Source organism: Thermobifida alba (assembly GCF_023208015.1).
GTDB classification, from domain to species: domain Bacteria; phylum Actinomycetota; class Actinomycetes; order Streptosporangiales; family Streptosporangiaceae; genus Thermobifida; species Thermobifida alba.
This window is the reverse complement of the sequence record NZ_CP051627.1, coordinates 1,752,411-1,769,948: the sequence shown is the minus strand read 5'-3', so window position 1 is coordinate 1,769,948 and position 17,538 is coordinate 1,752,411. Positions and strand designations below refer to the sequence as shown.

Annotated in this window: 17 protein-coding genes; 5 read left to right on the top strand and 12 right to left on the bottom strand. The window is 74.1% G+C overall.

Annotation, left to right across the window (positions count from 1 at the left end; genetic code table 11):
- Positions 1 to 12 precede the first annotated feature (12 nt).
- The 5 genes from FOF52_RS07825 to FOF52_RS07805 all read right to left on the bottom strand — a co-directional run bounded on the left by FOF52_RS07825 (position 13) and on the right by FOF52_RS07805 (position 4,774).
- Positions 13 to 786, bottom strand: a complete 774-nt coding sequence (locus FOF52_RS07825; RefSeq protein WP_248593163.1) for an aldo/keto reductase — start codon at positions 784 to 786, stop codon at positions 13 to 15.
- A 131-nt stretch (positions 787 to 917) separates the two neighbouring features.
- Positions 918 to 1,940, bottom strand: a complete 1,023-nt coding sequence (locus FOF52_RS07820) for a hemolysin family protein (RefSeq protein ID WP_248593162.1) — start codon at positions 1,938 to 1,940, stop codon at positions 918 to 920.
- Complete coding sequence (locus tag FOF52_RS07815) at positions 1,937 to 3,316, bottom strand: hemolysin family protein (RefSeq protein WP_248593161.1); 1,380 nt, start codon at positions 3,314 to 3,316, stop codon at positions 1,937 to 1,939. Before FOF52_RS07815 ends, FOF52_RS07820 begins: the two co-directional genes overlap by 4 nt.
- Positions 3,317 to 3,547: 231 nt before the next feature.
- The gene (locus FOF52_RS07810) at positions 3,548 to 4,102 is read right to left on the bottom strand and encodes a TrmH family RNA methyltransferase (RefSeq protein WP_248593160.1); all 555 of its coding nucleotides are present in this window, start codon (positions 4,100 to 4,102) and stop codon (positions 3,548 to 3,550) included.
- A 54-nt stretch (positions 4,103 to 4,156) separates the two neighbouring features.
- Entirely contained in the window at positions 4,157 to 4,774 is a 618-nt protein-coding gene (locus tag FOF52_RS07805; protein ID WP_248593159.1) for a class I SAM-dependent methyltransferase, read from the bottom strand.
- Positions 4,775 to 4,902: 128 nt separating this feature from the next.
- Here FOF52_RS07805 and FOF52_RS07800 point away from each other — a divergent pair, with 128 nt between their 5' ends.
- Both FOF52_RS07800 and FOF52_RS07795 read left to right on the top strand, forming a co-directional pair.
- Positions 4,903 to 5,661 (top strand): SDR family oxidoreductase, encoded by a 759-nt coding sequence (locus FOF52_RS07800; RefSeq protein WP_248593158.1) that lies wholly within the window; start codon positions 4,903 to 4,905, stop codon positions 5,659 to 5,661.
- A gap of 118 nt (positions 5,662 to 5,779) precedes the next feature.
- On the top strand, positions 5,780 to 7,048 hold the full coding sequence (locus FOF52_RS07795; RefSeq protein ID WP_248593157.1) for an amino acid permease: 1,269 nt from the start codon (positions 5,780 to 5,782) through the stop codon (positions 7,046 to 7,048).
- Positions 7,049 to 7,129: 81 nt separating this feature from the next.
- Here the strand turns inward: FOF52_RS07795 and FOF52_RS07790 are convergent, their stop codons facing one another.
- The 5 genes from FOF52_RS07790 to FOF52_RS07770 all read right to left on the bottom strand — a co-directional run bounded on the left by FOF52_RS07790 (position 7,130) and on the right by FOF52_RS07770 (position 11,713).
- Positions 7,130 to 7,933: an NUDIX domain-containing protein gene (locus tag FOF52_RS07790; RefSeq protein WP_248593156.1), complete on the bottom strand. Its 804-nt coding sequence runs from the start codon at positions 7,931 to 7,933 to the stop codon at positions 7,130 to 7,132.
- Positions 7,930 to 8,664, bottom strand: coding sequence for an HAD family hydrolase (locus tag FOF52_RS07785; RefSeq protein WP_248593155.1), 735 nt, complete (start codon positions 8,662 to 8,664; stop codon positions 7,930 to 7,932). The genes FOF52_RS07790 and FOF52_RS07785 overlap by 4 nt, the downstream gene beginning before the upstream one ends.
- A gap of 87 nt (positions 8,665 to 8,751) precedes the next feature.
- Positions 8,752 to 9,732 (bottom strand): VWA domain-containing protein, encoded by a 981-nt coding sequence (locus FOF52_RS07780; protein ID WP_248593154.1) that lies wholly within the window; start codon positions 9,730 to 9,732, stop codon positions 8,752 to 8,754.
- Positions 9,729 to 10,697, bottom strand: coding sequence for a DUF58 domain-containing protein (locus tag FOF52_RS07775; RefSeq protein WP_248593153.1), 969 nt, complete (start codon positions 10,695 to 10,697; stop codon positions 9,729 to 9,731). Before FOF52_RS07775 ends, FOF52_RS07780 begins: the two co-directional genes overlap by 4 nt.
- The gene (locus tag FOF52_RS07770; protein WP_248593152.1) at positions 10,694 to 11,713 is read right to left on the bottom strand and encodes an AAA family ATPase; all 1,020 of its coding nucleotides are present in this window, start codon (positions 11,711 to 11,713) and stop codon (positions 10,694 to 10,696) included. The genes FOF52_RS07775 and FOF52_RS07770 overlap by 4 nt, the downstream gene beginning before the upstream one ends.
- A gap of 126 nt (positions 11,714 to 11,839) precedes the next feature.
- On the opposite strand from FOF52_RS07770, the gene FOF52_RS07765 reads away from it, so the two are divergent.
- A complete protein-coding gene (locus tag FOF52_RS07765; protein WP_248593151.1) occupies positions 11,840 to 12,640 on the top strand; it encodes a hypothetical protein in 801 nt (266 codons plus the stop codon).
- Positions 12,641 to 12,663: 23 nt separating this feature from the next.
- Here FOF52_RS07765 and FOF52_RS07760 read toward each other — a convergent pair whose 3' ends face one another.
- Entirely contained in the window at positions 12,664 to 13,641 is a 978-nt protein-coding gene (locus FOF52_RS07760) for an aldo/keto reductase (RefSeq protein ID WP_248593150.1), read from the bottom strand.
- A gap of 186 nt (positions 13,642 to 13,827) precedes the next feature.
- Here FOF52_RS07760 and FOF52_RS07755 point away from each other — a divergent pair, with 186 nt between their 5' ends.
- Positions 13,828 to 15,405, top strand: coding sequence for an alkaline phosphatase D family protein (locus tag FOF52_RS07755; protein ID WP_248593149.1), 1,578 nt, complete (start codon positions 13,828 to 13,830; stop codon positions 15,403 to 15,405).
- A gap of 51 nt (positions 15,406 to 15,456) precedes the next feature.
- Positions 15,457 to 16,461 (top strand): Gfo/Idh/MocA family protein, encoded by a 1,005-nt coding sequence (locus FOF52_RS07750; protein ID WP_248593148.1) that lies wholly within the window; start codon positions 15,457 to 15,459, stop codon positions 16,459 to 16,461.
- A gap of 19 nt (positions 16,462 to 16,480) precedes the next feature.
- Here the strand turns inward: FOF52_RS07750 and FOF52_RS07745 are convergent, their stop codons facing one another.
- A complete protein-coding gene (locus tag FOF52_RS07745; protein WP_248593147.1) occupies positions 16,481 to 17,227 on the bottom strand; it encodes a class I SAM-dependent methyltransferase in 747 nt (248 codons plus the stop codon).
- Between the last annotated feature and the right edge of the window lie 311 nt (positions 17,228 to 17,538).

Below are 17,538 nucleotides of genomic sequence, written 5' to 3'. Positions count from 1 at the left end.
GGGCGGTGCGGCTCATGCGCCGAGGGCGTCCAGTGCGGCCATGTCCCGGGAGGTGAGGGCGAAGTCGGCGACGGCGAAGTTGCCGCGGATGCGTTCGGGGGTGGCGGAGCGGGGGATGGCGAGGATGCCGTGCTGCAGGTGCCAGCGCAGCACGACCTGGGCGGGGGTCCTGGCGTGGGCGTCGGCGATCGCGGTGACCACGGGGTGGGTGAGCAGGGCGCCCTTGGCGAGGGGAGCCCAGGCCTGGGTGGCGATGCCGTGGCGGGCGTGGTGGGCGCGCTCGGCCACGCGGGGACGGGCGGGGTGGAGTTCGATCTGGTTGACGGCCGGCACGACGTCGCAGGCGTCGAGCAGCACGTCGAGTTGGGCGGGGGAGAAGTTCGACACGCCGATGGCGCGCACCATCCCGTCGGCGTACAGCTGTTCCAGGGCGCGCCAGGTCTCGACGTTGACGGAGTCGGAGGCGGCGGGCCAGTGGATGAGGTACAGGTCGACGACGTCGAGTCCGAGCCGGCGGCGGCTGGCGTGGAACGCGTCCAGGGTCGGCCGGCGGCCGTGGTGGTCGTTCCAGACCTTGGTGGTGACGAACACCTCCGCGCGGTCGAGCCCGGAGGCGGCGAGCGCCGCGGCGACGTCGGTCTCGTTGCGGTACATCTCGGCGGTGTCGAGACAGCGGTATCCGGTCTCCAGCGCCGTGGCGACGGCGTCGCGCCCCACCCGCCAGGTGCCGAAGCCCAACCGGGGCACGGTGACGCCGTTGTTGAGGGTGGTGGTGGGAATCGTCATGGGTGCTCGCTCCTCGGGACGGCCGGGGTCCACGCGGACGGGTACCCGCGGCGCCGCGCGTCAACCGGGCGCCGTGACGCCGTGGGGCCGCCACCGGCGGTGGCGGCCCCACGCAGGGGACGGTGCGGCGGTCAGCGCGCGCCGGGCTCGGCGACCTCGGCCAGCAGCAGCCGGTCCAGCATGTCCTGCATGGTGACCAGGCCGACCAGTTCCTCGTCCTCCTCCACCAGGGCCAGGTGGGTGCGGCTCTCCCGCATGATGCTCAGCGCCGCGTAGATGGGCGTGGTGGCGTCCAGGGTCAGCACCGGCCGCATGAGGTCGGCGGCGGTGGTGCCGGGTTTGCTGGTGAAGGTGTCGCGGACGTGCAGCACCCCGAAGGGTTCGTCGTCGCCGACCACCAGGCGCAGGTGCCCGCTCTCCACGGCGACCCTGCGGATGGCCGCCACGTCGGCGTCCGCGGTGACCTGCGCGAACTCCTCCCGGGGAGTGATGATCTCGCGCAGCGGCCGGGAGTTGACCTCCAGGGCGGTGGCCAGTTGCGCGCGCCGCTCGGGGTCCAGGGCTCCGGCCTTGGCGGAGTGCTCGACGAGTTCCCGCAGGTCCTCGGGGCTGTGGCCGGAGGCGACCTCGTCGACGGCCTCCACCCCCAGGCGGTGCAGGAACCAGTTGGCCATGCCGTTGAGCGCGACGAGCGCGGGCCGGGTGAACCACATGAACGCGCGCATGGGCAGGGCCAGCAGGATCGCCGACTTCTCCGGGTGGGAGATGGCCCAGGACTTGGGCGCCATCTCGCCGATGACGAGGTGGAAGAAGGTGACGATCACCAGGGCCACCACGAACGAGACGGTGTAGGAGACCGCGTCGGGCAGCCAGCCGTGGAACAGCGGCTCGATGAGGTCGTGCACGGCCGGCTTGGTGATGGCCCCCAGCGCCAGGGTGCACAGGGTGATGCCCAGCTGGGAGCCGGCCAGCAGCAGGGACAGGTCGCGGGCGCTGCGCAGCGCCGCGCGCGCCGAGAGGCTGGTCTCGGCGGCCTCCTCCAGCCGGTAGCGGCGGGCGGCCACCAGGGCGAACTCGACGGCGACGAAGAACGCCGACAGGCCGATGATGAGCACCGACAGGGCCAGCGCCAGCAGCGGGTTCAGCTCGCTCACGCGGTCACCTCCGTCCGGCTGCCGTGGGGGGTCTCGCGCAGTTCCAGGCGGACGGTTTCGGGAACGTGGCGGTCCACGGCCTCCACGACGAGGTTGACGACCCAGTCGGGTTCGTCGTCGTCGGCCCCGGGGTGGCGGGGCAGTTCGACGGTGATCCGGTCGGCGGGGCGGGGCAGGCGGCGCAGGTGGGTGATGACGAGGCCGCCGATGGTCTCGTAGTCGCCCGCGGGCAGGTCGTGTCCGAGGAGGCGTTCGACCTCGTCGACGTGGAGGGCGCCGGGCAGCAGCCAGTCGCCGTCCTCGATGACGCGGGCCTGCGACTCGTCCTCGGGGTCGTGTTCGTCGGCGATCTCGCCGACGAGTTCCTCGGCGATGTCCTCGGTGGTGACGAGTCCGGCCAGGCCGCCGTACTCGTCGACGACGCAGGCGAACTGCTCGTTCGCCTCGTGCAGCCGCGTCACCAGTGTCGACAGCGGGAGCGAGGTGGGGACCAGCACGGCCTCGCGGGCGATGTCGGCCACGCGGGCGGTGGACAGCCGCTCCTCGTCCAGCGCGAGGACGTCGCGCAGGCAGACCACCCCGGTGACGGTCTCGACGCCGGTGAGGACCGGGAAGCGGGAGTGGCCGGTGGTGGTCATGAGTTCCACGACGCGGCTGACCGGGTCGTCGGCCTCGACGAGGGTCACCTGGGGGCGCGGGATCATCGCGTGCTCGGCGGTGCGCTCGTGGAAGTCCAGGGTGCGGTCCAGCAGGGTGGACAGTTCCGCGGGCAGGTCGCCGCTGTCGCGGGACTCCTCGACGATGCGTTCCAGGTCGCGCGGGGTGGCGGCGTGCTGCACGTCCTCCACCGGGGTGATGCGCACCGCCTTGAGCAGCAGGATGGACGCCCGGTCGAACAGCCAGATGAGCCAGCCGAACACGCGCAGGTAGGCGCGGGTGGACAGGGCCAGTCGGCGGGCGACGGGTTCGGGGCGGGCGATGGCGAGGTTCTTGGGGAACAGTTCGCCGAAGACCATCTGCACGACGGTGGAGAGCAGCAGGGCCGCGACGGTGCCGACGGCGACCCCGGTGCCGGCGGGGACGCCGACGCCGCCGAGGAGTTCGCCGATGCCCGATCCGATCATGGGTTCGGCGACGTAGCCGACGAGCAGGCCGGTGACGGTGATGCCGAGCTGGGCGCCCGACAGCATGAAGGAGGTGCGGGCGGTGATGTCGAGGGCGCGCTGGGCCGTGGCGTCCCCGGCGGCGGCGCGGGCTTTGAGACGGGAGCGGTCAACGGCGACGAAGCCGAACTCCTGGGCGACGAAGTAGCCGGTGACCGCGGTGATCAGGAAGACCACCAGGACTCCGAGGAGGATGGTGAGGACGACGCTCATCACGCACGCACCGCCTCGGAGTCACAGCGGGGGCCGGTGGGCGCGTGGCCTGGTGAGTGGGGGTCGTCGGAGTCGGAGGAGCAGCGTCTGTGGACGCTGCTGCTACTTCGGGACGGGTCCATTGCCTCTCTCTTCGATGGTGAACCGGGTATCGGTGAAGACGAGTGTTAGGGCTGAGAAGTTCCCGTCTTCGGCGGGGTTGAACCCTGCCGGACGGGCGGGGCCGCCTGGTCAGCCGGTGATGCCGTCCTCGTCGGGAAGGGCCTCCCATTCGCGGCGCCGGGCCTCGGCGATGGCGATGGCGGTGGCGACGGCGACGTTGAGGGAGCCGACGCGCCCGGTCTGCGGGATGTAGGTGACGGCGTCGGCGGCGGCCAGCAGAGCCGGCGAGCAGCCGTGGTCCTCGGCTCCCACGGCCAGGCAGACGTCCCCGGCCAGGGGGGCGCGGTGCAGGGGGAGCGCGCCGCGGGCCAGTTCGACGGCGACGACGCGGTAGCCGTCGGCGCGCGCGGCGGCGACGGCGTCGGCCGTGACGGCGGTCTTCTCCCAGCGGACCTTGCTCTGGGTGCCCAGTGCGGTCTTGTTGACCTGGTGGTGGTCGGGGGTGACGGCGTTTCCGGTGAGCCAGACGGTGTCGACGCCGAAGGTCGCGGCGGTGCGCAGGATGGAGCCGAGGTTGAACGGCTGGGTGACCGATTCGACGATGAGGCTGATGCGGCTGTGGGTGTGCCTGCGCCAGTGGCGGTTGAGTCGTTTGACGTCGGTGGGGCGCAGTTGCGTGCTCACCTGGGGTGTGTCCTTGTGTGGGTGTCGGTTCCGGGAGTCGAGTCTAGCGGCAGGTCAGGGCTGGCGCGTGGTGCGCAGGATTCTATAGCCGGCGCGGGAGGCGACGCGTTCGGTGGGGTGGCCGGACTCCTCCAGCCAGCGGTGCAGCGAGTCGGCGCCGAGGTTCTTCTGCACCACCAGGTGGGCGTGGGCGCCCGCCTCCAGGCGGGACAGCCAGGTGGCCAGCAGGGTGTGCAGGGCCTGCTTGCCGATGCGGATGGGCGGGTTGGACCACAGGGCGGCGAAGGGGCCGCGCAGGAGCGGGTCGGGGGTCTCGCCGGGGCCGGGGGCGGGGAGGAAGCGGACGTTGGGCACGGCGTTGGCCTCGGCGTTGTGGCGGGCCAGCGCCAGGGCGCGCCGGTTGGTGTCGACGCCGACGACGGTGGCGTGGGGGGCGCGGCGGGCCAGGGTCAGGGCGATGGGGCCGTAGCCGCAGCCGAGGTCGAGCAGGGTGCCGCGGTCGGGGGGCGGGGGGACGGTCTCCAGCAGGATCCGGGTGCCCAGGTCGATCCGGTCGGGGGAGAAGACGCCGCGGTCGGTGGTCAGCGTCAGGTGCAGGTCGGGCAGGAGCAGGGGGACGGTGGCGGTGCGGCTGGGGGTGTTCGGGTCGGGGTCGAAGTAGTGCGAGGTCACGTCGGGTGAGGGTAGCAGCGGCGGCCGGGCGGGGCGGGCAGGACGCGGCAGGGCCCCACCAGGACAGACCTACCGGTCGGTATCGTGGGTGGCGTCCGTTCCTCCCCGTTGTGGCAAGGAGTTGTGTCGTGGAACGTTTCGCAGGCAAGGTCGCGGTGGTGACGGGCGCCAGCCGGGGCATCGGCTTCGCCGCGGCGCGCCGCATCGTCGACGAGGGCGGCCGGGTGGTGGTCACCGCGCGGGGGGCCGAGGCCCTCGCCGAGGCGGTCGAGCAGCTCGGCGGCCCCGACCGCGCGCTGGGAGTGGCCGGCCGCGCCCACGACGCCGCGCACCGCGCCGAGGTGGTCCGCCGGACCCTGGAGACCTTCGGACGCATCGACGTCCTGGTCAACAACACCGGCATCAACCCGGTCTTCGACGCGATCGTCAACGTCGACGAGGCCGCCATGGCCAAGATCTTCGAGGTCAACGTGATCGCCGCGGTGGGCTGGGTGCGTGAGGTCCACAACGCGTGGATGGGCGAGCACGGCGGCGCGATCGTCAACGTGGCCTCCCTGGCCGGACAGCACCCCTCCCCCGGCATCGGCATCTACGGCACCAGCAAGGCGGCGCTGATCAACCTCACCGAGCAGCTGGCCTACGAGCTGGCGCCCCGCCGCATCCGGGTCAACGCGGTCGCCCCCGCGGTGGTCAAGACCCGCTTCGCCGAGGCGCTGTACGCCGAGAACGAGGAGAAGGCCGCGGCCGGCTACCCGCTGGGGCGGCTGGGCGAGCCCGAGGACGTGGCGGCGGCCGTCGCCTACCTGGCCTCCTCCGACGCCTCCTGGGTGACCGGCCAGGTCATCACCCTGGACGGCGGCAAGACGCTGCACGCCGGAGTGGAGTAGTCCCCGCCTCCGCGGCGCCGCCCCCGCGGAGGCGGCGCCGGCGCGGCACGGGGCCCTGTTCAGCGGGGGGTGGCGGGGTCTTCACGCGAGCGTGACGTGGATGCGGCACACTCGCGACGTGGAAACCTCACTGTTTTCTGGATCCGCCGCGGCCCGGCACGGACTGGCCGGTGTCCGTGTCGTCGGGGCCGGACTGGGCGCGATGGTGGGTGCCGGAGTGTTCGCGGTCCTGGCTCCGGCGGCCCGCGCGGCCGGAGTATGGCTGCCGCTGGCGTTGCTGATCGCGGCGACGGTGGCCTACTGCAGCGCCGTCTCGGAGACGCGCCTGGCACTGCACCACCCCGGGCCGGGCGGCGCCTACGTGTACGGCCGGCGGCGCCTGGGGGAGGGGTGGGGACTGCTCGCCGGATGGGCGTTGGCGGTGGGGGCGGCGGCCGCCTGCGCCGCGGTGGCGCTGACGTTCGGCGCCCACGTCTGGCCCGACCGCCCCCGCGCGGGCGCGCTCGCGGTGCTCGCGGTGGTGGTGGCGCTCGCCTGGAGCGGGGTGCGGGCCCCCACCCGGCTGGCCGCGGGGGCCTGCGCGGCGGTGCTGGCGGTGCTGGCCGGGGTGGTGGCGCTCGCCTGGGGCGGGGGCTTCGCCGAGCCGGCGCGGATCGTGGCGGCGACGCGCTGGCACGGGCTGTCCGCGGTGCTGTCCGCGGCGGGCCTGCTGTTCTTCGCGTTCACCGGGTGGAGGCACCTCACGTCGCCGCGGCTGGGCGGTTCGGAGCGGCAGCTCGGCTGGGCGCTGGGCGTGGCGCTGGGCGTCTACGCCGCGGTGGCGGTGACGGCCGTGGCGGTGCTGGGCCCCCGGGCGCTGGCGCGTTCGGCGACGCCCCTGGTCGACGTGGTCGGCCGGGGCGGCGCCGTGGACGTGGCCGCGCCCGGGGTGGCGGCGGGCGCGGCGGTGGCCTGCCTGGGGGTGCTGGGCCCGGCGGTCGTGGCGGCGGCGCGCGCGGTGGCGGTCCTGGCGGCCGACGGGCACGTGCCCCGTTGGCTGGGCGGTGGGGCACGGCCCCTGGGCGTGCCCGAGCGGGCGCTGGTGGCGGTGGGGACCGCGGCCGCCGCCGTGGTGGCCGTCGGCACCGATCTGCGCACCGCCGCCGGGGTGGCGGCGTTCGGGAGCCTGGTCTACTCCGCGGTGGCCAACGCGTCGGCGCTGCGGCTGGGCCCCGCCGAGCACCGGCCGTGGCTGGCGCTGCCGGTGACGGGCCTGGTGGGCTGCATCGTGCTGGCGCTGTGCCTGCCGTCCAAGGCGGTGGTCTGCGGGATGGCCGCGGTGGGCGCGGGCGTGGCGGTGTTCGTGGTGCGGCGGTGGCGGCGCCGCCGGGCGGCGCAGCGGGGCTGAGGGCCGCGGCCCCGGGACCGGGAGTCCACGGGGCCGGGACGGGACGCTCCCCGCGGTGCGGGAGGCGCTTTCCCGAACGGATCAGCCGGAGGAGGACTCCAGCAGACAGGCCAGGCCGCGTCGGGCCGTGGTCGACAGGCGGAGGCGCGGCAGGTCCTCCGGCGTGACCCAGGCCGCTTCCGCGGTGGACCCGTCGGCCTCCGCCACCCGGGCGGGCGTGGGACGGCCGACGTGGGCGTGCAGGAACACCCACAGGGCGTAGATGTCGGTGTAGGGGCCCTCGGGGTGGACGCGGTGGTGGTGGGTGACGGCGATGAGGCGGCCCGGGTGCGCCCGCTGGCTGCTCTCCTCGGCGATCTCGCGGGTCAGTGCGGTGCGCACGTCCTCCCCGTGGTCGACGCCGCCGCCCGGCAGGTGCCAGGTGCCCTCGCCCGGATAGCCGGGGGCGATCCGGGACAGCAGCAGACGCCCCGCCGGCTCGGTGACCAGCCCGTAGACGGCGAAGCGGCGCAGCGCGGTGGGAGGCAGCACCTCCTCCGGGGCGAGTTCCCCGGGGGTGGGGCGGCACGGCAGGGCCAGCGCCTCCGCGAGGGTGTGGGTGGCCGGGGAGGCCGTCGGCGTGGCGTAGTAGACCCGGTCGACGTGCATGTCGAGCACTTCGCCGCGGTGGTGCACGGTGGCCGTCTCGGTGCGGACGTCGACGGCGTTCAGCGGTGCGGTCGCGGGCAGGTGCGCGGCCGCGCGCAGGCGTGCCACCGGATCGTCGCCGAAGCCGATCCGTACCGACACCAGGTCGGCGCGGGGAGCGTGGACGCCCCCGTCGGCGGTGGTCGGCAGCAGGTGCGCGGTAGTCCGGCGCGCGGACCGGACTCCGGGGCCGTTCACAGCAGTCCCGCTCCGGTGGGGCTGGCGCCCGACGGCAGTGCGGCGAGCTCGGTGAGGCTGTGGACGGTGGGCAGGTCGGTGGCGGGCAGCAGGCGGTGCCGGTCGCACAGCACCGGGTGCAGCCCCGCGTTGATCGCCCCCAGGGCGTCGGGGTACACCTGGTCCCCCACGTACCACGTCTGGTGGGGGGCCACCCCGAGCTGCTGGCAGGCCATCAGGAAGATCCGGGGGTCGGGCTTGCTGGTCCCCGCGGTGTCGGCGCACACGACCACCCCGAAGTGGCGGGCGAGGTTGAGGGCGGCGAGCTTGTCGTGCTGCCGGGCCTGCTCGCCGTTGGTGATCACGCCGAGGCGGACGTTGTGCTGCGCCAACTGGGCGAGGGCGGGGGTGACGTCGTCGAAGGCGCGCCAGGCGGAGCGGTGCGCGTCCAGGTAGCGCTGGTACAGCTCGTCGCAGTGCTGGTCGGAGATGTGCGGGTGGCCGGCCTGGGTGGCCAGGGCGCGGACGAGCTGGCGCCGCTTCTCCGCCTGGGGGATCCGCCCGGCGAGGTAGGCGCCGGTGGACAGGAGGCCCTGGACGTCCCACAGGACGCGGGCCGCGGAGAAGTTGGGGTGGCCGAGCCGTTCCATGAGGGCACGCAGCCCGTGGGAGACGGCGTTGTGGTCGTCGACCAGGGTGTCGTCCAGGCTGAACAGGACGGCGGCGGGGGGTGTCGCGGGGTGCTGAGGCATCGGTCCTTGGCTTTTTCCGTGTGTGCTGGTGAGCAAACGGAATCACGGTAGCGGGTTGCGGGGACGGACGGAGAATCGGACTCGGCGTCAGGGGAGGCGCTGCGACCACGCCAGGGAGAAGGCCGCAGCCGCCGCGGCCAGCACCAGGGCGGCGGCGACGAACTGGACGACGACCTCCTCGTGCACGGTCTCGGTGCCCAGGGAGGAGCCGATGTCGGAGTAGACGTCCTTGAGCTCGCCGGTGGACTCGGCCTCGTAGAAGCGGCCGCCGGTGGTGGCGGCGAGTTCCTCCAGGGTCTCCTTGTCGATGTTGGCGGGCACGTAGTGGCCCTCGATCTCGATGATCGACACCCCGGTGCCGAAGGCGATGGTGGAGACCGGGACGCCTGCCTCCCGGGCCTCGTCGGCGGCGGCGAACACGGGGCGTCCGCTGGTGTTCTCCCCGTCGGAGAGCAGCACGATGGCCGCGGGCGGCGGGTCGGTGGTGGCGTCCTCGTCGAAGGAGCGGATGGCCTGCAGGGAGGCGAAGACCCCCTCGCCGATGGCGGTGCCCGAGGAGATGGTCAGGTTCGCGATGGAGTCGGCGACCGCCTGGTGGTCCTGGGTGGGCGAGGACACGACGGTGGCGACCGAGGAGAAGGCCACCAGTCCCACGTTGAAGCGGGGCGGCAGGGTCTCGATGAAGCCCTGCGCGGACTCCTTGGCGGAGGTGAGCCGGTCGGGGGCGACGTCGGTGGCGGCCATGGAGGGGGAGACGTCGATGGCGACGAGGATGGTGGCGCGTTCCCGGGGCACCTGGACGTCCATGGCGGGCCGGGCCAGCGACAGCACCAGGACGGTGATGGCGAGCAGGAACAGCGCGGCCGGGACGTGGCGGCGCCAGGCGGGCACGCGCGGGGCGACCCGCTCCAGCAGGGACAGGTTGGAGAAGCGCAGCGCGTATGCGGCGCGTCTGCGCTGCACCAGCAGGTAGGCGACGAGGAGGGCTGCCACGGCCAGCAGGTAGGCGACGAGGAGGGCTGCCACGGCCAGCAGCCACCACAGCTGGGCGAGCGCCAGGAAGGTCACGGTGCGGTCCTTGTCGTGGTGGGCCGGCTCACGGTGTGCCGGGCCAGGCGGTGGGCGGTGCGCCGCTGGGCGACGACGAACTGCGCGATGTCGCGGACCCAGTCGCGGTCGGTGCGCAGCCGCAGGTGGGCCGCGCCCGAGGCGCGCAGGGCCGCGGCGATGGCGGCGCGCTGTTCGGCGGCGGCGCGGGCGTAGCGCTGACGCACCCTCTCGGTCAGGTGGACCTGGCGGGTGCGGCCGGTCTCCGGATCGGTCATCGCGACCAATCCTATGGCGGGCAGGTCGAGCTCCCGGGGATCGATGATCTCCACGGCGATGGTCTGGCAGTTGGCGCTCATCCGGCGCAGCGGCGTCTGCCAGTCGGGGACGGAGTCGGGCGGGGTGTCGAGGAAGTCGGAGACGACCACGCGCAGCCCGTGGCGGCGGCGGGTGCGCGACAGGTCGGCGATGGCGTCGGCCAGCCGCATCACGGGTTCGCCGGGGCGGGGGGCCGGGGCCCGCCCCAGGCGGCCTAGGGCGCCCGCCACGACCTGGTCGGTCGACATCCCCGGCCGGGCGTTCCACCGCAGGACGCGGCCCCGGTGCAGCAGGTGGGCGCCGCCCTGGTCGCCGACGCGCCGGGTGAGCAGGGTGACGGCGGCCAGGACGCCGATGGCGACGTCGCGCTTCTCGCTGTACGCGGTGCCGAAGTCCATGCTGGCCGACAGGTCCAGCAGGGTCCAGGTGTGCAGTTCCCGGTCGGCGACGAGGTCGCGGACGTGCGGGTGGGTGGTGCGGGCGGTGACCGCCCAGTCCATGTGCCGCACGTCGTCCTGGCCGGGCTGGTAGGCGCGGGCGTCGCCGGGTTCGCTGCCGGGGCCCGCGTGCAGGCCGAGGTGTTCGCCGTGCAGCAGGCCGTGCAGCCGCCGGGTCACGGTGAGGGTGAGGCGGCGCAGGGCCTCCTGCTGGCGGGCGTCGGGGGTCATGGGCGGGCCGGGGCGGACTCGGGGGCGTCGTCCCAGATGACGCGGGGCGGGGGGACCGCTGCCAGGACCTGGTCGACCACGGAGGCGGCGGTGACGCCGTCGGCGAGCGCGTCGAAGGTGAGGACGAGCCGGTGGGTGACGATGTCGTGGGCCAGTGCCTGGACGTCCTCGGGCAGCACGTAGCCGCGGCCGCGCAGCAGCGCCAGGACGCGTGCGGCGGCGACCAGGCCGAGGGTGGCGCGGGGGCTGGCGCCGACCTCGACGACGTGCTGCAGGGGGGCCAGGCCGTAGGCGGCGGGCTCCCGGGTGGCCATGACCAGGCGTACCACGTAGTCGGCGACGAGCTGGTCGACCTGCACCTGCTGGGCCTGCTCCCGGATCCGCACCAGGTCGTCCAGTTCCAGGACCCGTTCGGGCACCGGGGGGGTGGTGCTCATCCGGCGCAGGATCTCGAACTCCTCGTGCGCGCGCGGATGGTCCACCCGCACCCGCATCAGGAAGCGGTCGCGCTGGGCCTCGGGCAGCGGGTAGACGCCCTCCGACTCGATCGGGTTCTGGGTGGCGATGACGATGAACGGGCTGGGCAGCGGGTAGGTGGTGCCGCCCAGGGACACCTGCTTCTCCGACATGACCTCCAGCAGCGCCGACTGCACCTTGGCGGGGGCGCGGTTGATCTCGTCGGCGAGCACGAAGTTGGCGAAGACCGGTCCCAGTTCGACGTCGAACGCCTCGGCGGAGGGCCGGTAGATGCGGGTGCCGATGATGTCGGAGGGCACCAGGTCGGGGGTGAACTGGATGCGGTTGAAGGTACCGCCGACGACGGAGGCGAGGGTGGAGACGGCCAGGGTCTTGGCGACCCCCGGCACTCCCTCCAGCAGGCAGTGCCCCCCGGCGACGAGGCAGATGAGGGTGCGCTCCACCATGGCCTGCTGGCCGACGATGACGGTGGACACCTCGTGCAGCGCCCGGTGCAGCAGGGCGGTGGCCTCGGTGGGGTCCTCGGCGGTCGACGACATCGGCGGTGGCCTCCCGGACGTGGGCTGGGTCCCGCGTGCGGCGCGGGTACGTTGGACTGCTGAAGACGTGCAACGGCGAGACTACCCGCTGCACCAGCGGTGGATTCGGGAGAGGACGGCGCGGCGGTGGCGCGAGAGGCTCTGCGGGACACTGATCCGCCCCGGGTGGGCGCGTACCGGCTGCGGGAGCGGGTGGCGCGGCGCCCGGAGGGCGTGGTCTACGCGGCCCGCGACGCTTCGGACGCCCCGGTCAGCGTGGCGGTGCTGAGCGCGGGCGCCGCCACCGATCCGGCGGTGCTGGACCGGTTCCGGGCCGCGGTGGTCGACGGCGTGGGGATCGTGGGGAAACGGCCGCGCGTGCTGGCGTCGACCCTGTCGGGCGCGGTGGTGTGGGTGGCGGTGGAGGGCGGGCGGCCCGACGCCGCGGAGGCGTTCCTGGCCGCCGCGGCCGTGCCGGCCGAGGCGGCGGGCGGCGGTCCCCGCTACACGCCGCACTGGGCGTCCGCCGCCGGGCCGGCGACGTCCCGCTGGGCCTGGCCAGCCAGGGTGGCGGCGCTGCGCGGCGCGGGCGCGGGCGGCGGGTCCAACCGGGGGCTGGTGGCCGGGGTGGTGGCGCTGGCCGCGCTGGTCGCGGCGCTGCTGCTGGTGCTCTACCTGCTCCTGGCGTACATGAACCGGCAGGTCTATCCGACGCCCGAGGCCCGGCCCTCGCCCTCGCCGGCGGTGTCGCCGTCGGTGTCCTCGCCCTCGCCGCAGGACTCGCCGTCGCCGGCGCCGAGCACCTCGCCGGTCCAGCCGTCGCCGCAGGGCGGTTCGCCCTCGCCGTCGGTGTCGCCGGTGCCCTCTCCGGTTCCGTCGGTGTCGGTCGACCCCGAGGAGTACGAGAACTTTCCCGAGGGGCCGCCCGACCCGGAGGACCTGCTGTGAGGGCGGGACGCGCGCCCGCACCCTCACCAGCGGTGGTGCACCAGGGGGCGGACCATCTCGTCGTAGACCTCGCGTACCCGGGCGTGCGTGGCCTCGGGCAGCGGCGCCAGGTCGGCCGCGGCGGCGTTGCCGCGGGCCTGGGCGGCGTTGCGGGCGCCCGGGATGACCACGCTCACCCCCGGCTGGTCGAGGATCCACCGCAGGGCGAACTGCGCCATGGTCGCGCCCTCGGGGACCAGGGGGCGCAGCCGCTCCACCGCGGCCAGGCCGGTGGCGTAGTCGACGCCGGAGAACGTCTCGCCCACGTCGAAGGCCTCGCCGTTGCGGTTGAAGGCGCGGTGGTCGTCGGCGGCGAAGGCGGTGTCGGCGGAGAACTTGCCGGACAGCAGCCCGCTGGCCAGCGGGACCCGGGCGATGATGCCGACCCCGGCCCGGCGGGCGGCGGGCAGCACCTCGTCCAGCGGCTTGAGGCGGAAGGCGTTGAGGATGATCTGCACGCTGGCCACGTTGGGGCGGCTGATCGCGGCCAGGGCCTGCTCGCAGGTCTCCACGCTGACGCCGTAGGCGGCGATCCGCTGCTGTTCGACCAGGTCGTCCAGGGCGTCGAAGACGGCGTCGTCGGCGTAGACCGCCGAGGGCGGGCAGTGCAGCTGGACCAGGTCGATGGTGTCCACGCCGAGGTTGGCCCGGGAGCGGTCGTTCCAGGCGCGGAAGTTGTCCGGGTTGTAGATCTCGGGGGACTGCGGCAGGCGCCGGCCCATCTTCGTGGCCACGGTCAGGCCGTCGTACTCCTTGAGCAGGCGGCCCACCAGGCGTTCACTGCGGCCGTCCCCGTAGACGTCGGCGGTGTCGAAGAAGGTGACGCCGGAGTCCACCGCGGCGTGCAGCGCGTCCAGGGCGTCGGTCTCGCTGACCTCGCCCCAGGCGTCGCCGATCTGCCAGGCGCCGAATCCCACGACGCCGACGTTCCTGCCGGTTCTGCCGAGCACACGAGTCTCCATGACTGGCGATCCTAAGGGGGACTTAACCGGTTCGGCAAAGGTGTCGACGGGAGGGGCGGTGGCCAACCGGTCACCAAAGGTCACCAAATTTTCCCTGCTCGGTCGATTGTCCTGCACACTCCTGACTGTCCGGTCACGGAACATGCACAGAGAGTCGTAAATGTCACTCTCTGTAATGGGGTCTCGATGGTGTGCCGCACGTCACCCGCAGTCTCGCCGTCCCGACGCCGTTTCCTGGGCATCGGCGCCGCCTCGGCCGCCGCCGTGGCCCTGGGGAGTGGCCTGTTCCCCGTCCCGTCGACCCGTCCCGCCTCCGCCCGCGCCTACCCCTTCACCCTGGGCGTGGCCTCCGGCGATCCGCGCCCCGACGGAGTGGTCCTGTGGACCCGCCTGGCCCCCGACCCGCTCGCCCCCGACGGCCGGGGCGGCATGGACGACCGCGACGTCACCGTCTCCTACCAGGTCGCCGCGGACGAGCGCTTCACCACCGTGGTGCACCGGGGCGAGGCCGTGGCCTCGGCCGAACTCGGGCACTCGGTCCACCCCGAGATCACCGGCCTGGAACCGGACCGCGAGTACTTCTACCGGTTCCGGGCGATGGGCGAGATCAGCCCGGTGGGACGCACCCGCACCGCTCCGGACCCGCGCGCCGAGCCCTCGATGCTGCGGTTCGCCTTCGTCTCCTGCCAGCGGTGGGACGACGGCCACTACACCGCCTACCGCCACCTGGCCGAGGAGGGACTGGACCTGGTCGTGCACCTGGGCGACTACCTGTACGAGTACCCGGTCCACGGACGGGTCCGCCAGGTCGAGGTCCCCGACCACCTGGCCGTCGAAACCGTGACGCTGGAGCAGTACCGGGCGCGCTACGGCCTCTACAAGAGCGACCCCGACCTGCGCGAGGCGCACGCCCGCTTCCCCTGGGTCGCCGTTCTCGACGACCACGAGGTCAAGAACAACTGGGCGGGGGCCGCCGACACCGACGAGGCGGCGCTGGCCCGCCGCTCGGCCGCGTTCCAGGCCTACTACGAGAACCTGCCGCTGCGCCGCTCCGCCCTGCCGGCCGGCCCCACCATGGGACTGCACCGCAGGATCACCTGGGGCCGGCTGGCCGACCTCACCATGCTCGACACCCGCCAGTACCGTGACGACCAGCCGTGCGGCGACGGCCGGTCCGCCGACTGCCCCGAGCGGTTCGCCCCCGAGCGCACCCTGCTCGGCGCCGAGCAGCGCGAGTGGCTGCTGCAGGGGTTCGACACCTCCCCCGCCCGCTGGCACGTACTGGGCAACCAGGTGCCGATGACGCAGACCGACACCGACCCCGGACCCGACACCCGGGTGTGGCTGGACCCCTGGGACGGCTACGTCGCCGAACGCGACCGGGTGCTGGCCGAGGCCGCCTCGCGCGGGGTGCGCAACCTGGTGGTGGTGACCGGGGACCGGCACCAGAACTACGCGGCCGAACTCAGGGCCGACCACGCCGACCCCGACTCCGCGACCGTGGGCACCGAGTTCGTGGGCACCTCGATCAGCAGCAGCCGCGACGGTCAGGACCTGGGGGAGCAGGGCCGGGCGCTGCTGGAGGCCAACCCGCACCTGCGGTTCGTCAACGAGCAGCGCGGGTACGTGCGCTGCCTGGTCACCCCCGAGCACTGGTTCACCGACTTCCGGGTGGTGCCGTACGTGACCAGGCCCAACGCCCCCGTCTCCACCCGGGCCTCCTTCGTCGTCGAGGACGGCCGCCCCGGACTGCTGGAGGGGTGAGCGCCGGCGCGCGGCCCCGGGCGCCTTAACCGATTCAGTAAAGTGGGCGCCATGACGACGGACAACGGTGTGCTGCGGTGGGGTGTGCTCGGGACCGGCGGGATCGCCAACGCCTTCCTGGAGGGGCTGCGCGTGGTCGGGGGCGCCCGCGTCACCGCGGTCGGCTCGCGCAGCGAGGCCTCCGCCGCGCGCTTCGCCGACACCTGGGGCATCCCCAACCGGCACGTCGGGGCGGAGGCCCTGGCCGCCGACCCCGAGGTGGACGTCGTCTACGTCGCCACCCCCCACCCCGCCCACCACGCGGGCACCCTGACCTGCCTGGCGGCGGGCAAGCACGTCCTGTGCGAGAAGCCGCTGGCGATGAACGTCCGCGAGGCCACCGAGATGATCGAGGCGGCCCGCGCCAACGGGCGTTTCCTCATGGAGGCCATGTGGACCCGCTTCGCTCCCGCGAGCCGTCAGATCAGCCGCCTGCTCGCCGACGGCGCCATCGGCGAGCTGCGGATGCTCACCGCGAACTTCGGCAACGCCGTGCCCTACGATCCGGCCAGCCGGCTGTGGGCGCCGGAACTCGGCGGCGGCGCCCTGCTGGACCTGGGCGTCTACCCGGTGGCGCTGGCCTCGCACTTCCTGGGTGAGCTGACCGTCGTGGGCGTGAGCGGCCGCCTGGCCCCCAACGGGGTGGTCGACGCCCAGACCACCGTGCTGGTGGAGAGCCGCGACGGGGTGACCGGCCTGCTGGCCTGCTCGCTGGACGCGCCGCTGCCCAACCGGGTCGCCCTGATCGGCACCCGCGGCCGGATCGAGCTGGAGCGCTGGTGGTGCCCCACCGACTTCGTACTCCACCGCGACGGGCACGCCCCGGAGGCCTACGCCTTCCCGCACCGCGCCAACGGCTACGAGCACGAGGCCGAGGAGGTCGCCCGCCGCATCGCCGCCGGTGAACTGGAGAGCCCGCTCATGCCCTGGGCGGAGAGCCTGCGCGTCACGCGGATCATGGACGAGGTGCGCGAACGCCTGGGCGTGGTCTACCCGGCCGACACCGTCGCCGCCTGACCCGGCGCAGGAGGCGCACTCAGCGGACCGCGACCACGCGCAGGCGCCGGTAGTCCGCCCACCAGGAGCCGTCCCGGTACAGCGCCGGGCGCAGGCGCTCGTCCAGTTCGGCGAGGAACGCGTCGGGGTCGGCGACGTGCTCCAGCAGGTGGGCGGCGAACATGCGGACCCAGTGGGCCAGTCCGTCCTCGCCGGTCAGGCGGGTGGGACGGTCGAACAGCCGGATGGCGCGCACCTCGAACCCGGCGCCTCGGAGCACGCGCGCGTACTCGGCGGAGGTGGGGAAGTACCAGGGCGAGGCGGCCTCGGGCAGGCCGTGGTCGGCGCGCAGGGCGCGGGCCGCGGTGTCGATGGCGGAGATGTTGCCCGCCCCGCCGAACTCGGCGACCAGGCGCCCGCCCGGGCGCAGCGCGGTGTGCAGGCGGGCGGCGACGCGGTCGGCCTCGGGCACCCAGTGCAGCGTGGCGTTGCTCAGCACCGCGTCGAACTCCTCGCGGAACGGCAGGTCGCGCAGGTCGGCGACGCTGAAGCGCAGGCCGGGGAAGCGTGCGGCGGCCCGTCGGACCATCTCGGGGCTGGCGTCCACCCCGACCGCGTCCACGCCCGCCCCGGCCAGGCGCGCCACGTGCTCCCCGGTGCCGCACCCGGCGTCCAGGACCCGTTCGCCGGGGGCGGCGTCGAGCAGGTCGAGCAGCGCCGCCCCGTGCGCGGCGACGAAGGCGTGACGGGTGTCGTACAGTTCGGCGTCCCAGATCTGCGGGGTCATGGGGCGACCCTACGCGAGTGTCTCAGAAGAAGAAACAGTTGTCTCGAATTGTGGGACGCAGGGGTGTGTGCCCACCGACGGGGCGGCGGGACACCGGTGGTCCCGGGAGGCATCGGGGACGAGGGCCGAGGAACCGCTCCGGGGCGGCCGGGCACCACGACCGCACCGCAACCGGACACGCAACCCCCGACGGGTTCCCGACCGGGTGGCCCCGGCCGCGCCCGCGGCGGGACGACGTGCGGGCGGTCTCGCCGAGCGCCGTCCTGCCCCGGTGGCCCCGTCCCGGAACGCCGCCCCGCGCACCGCCGTAC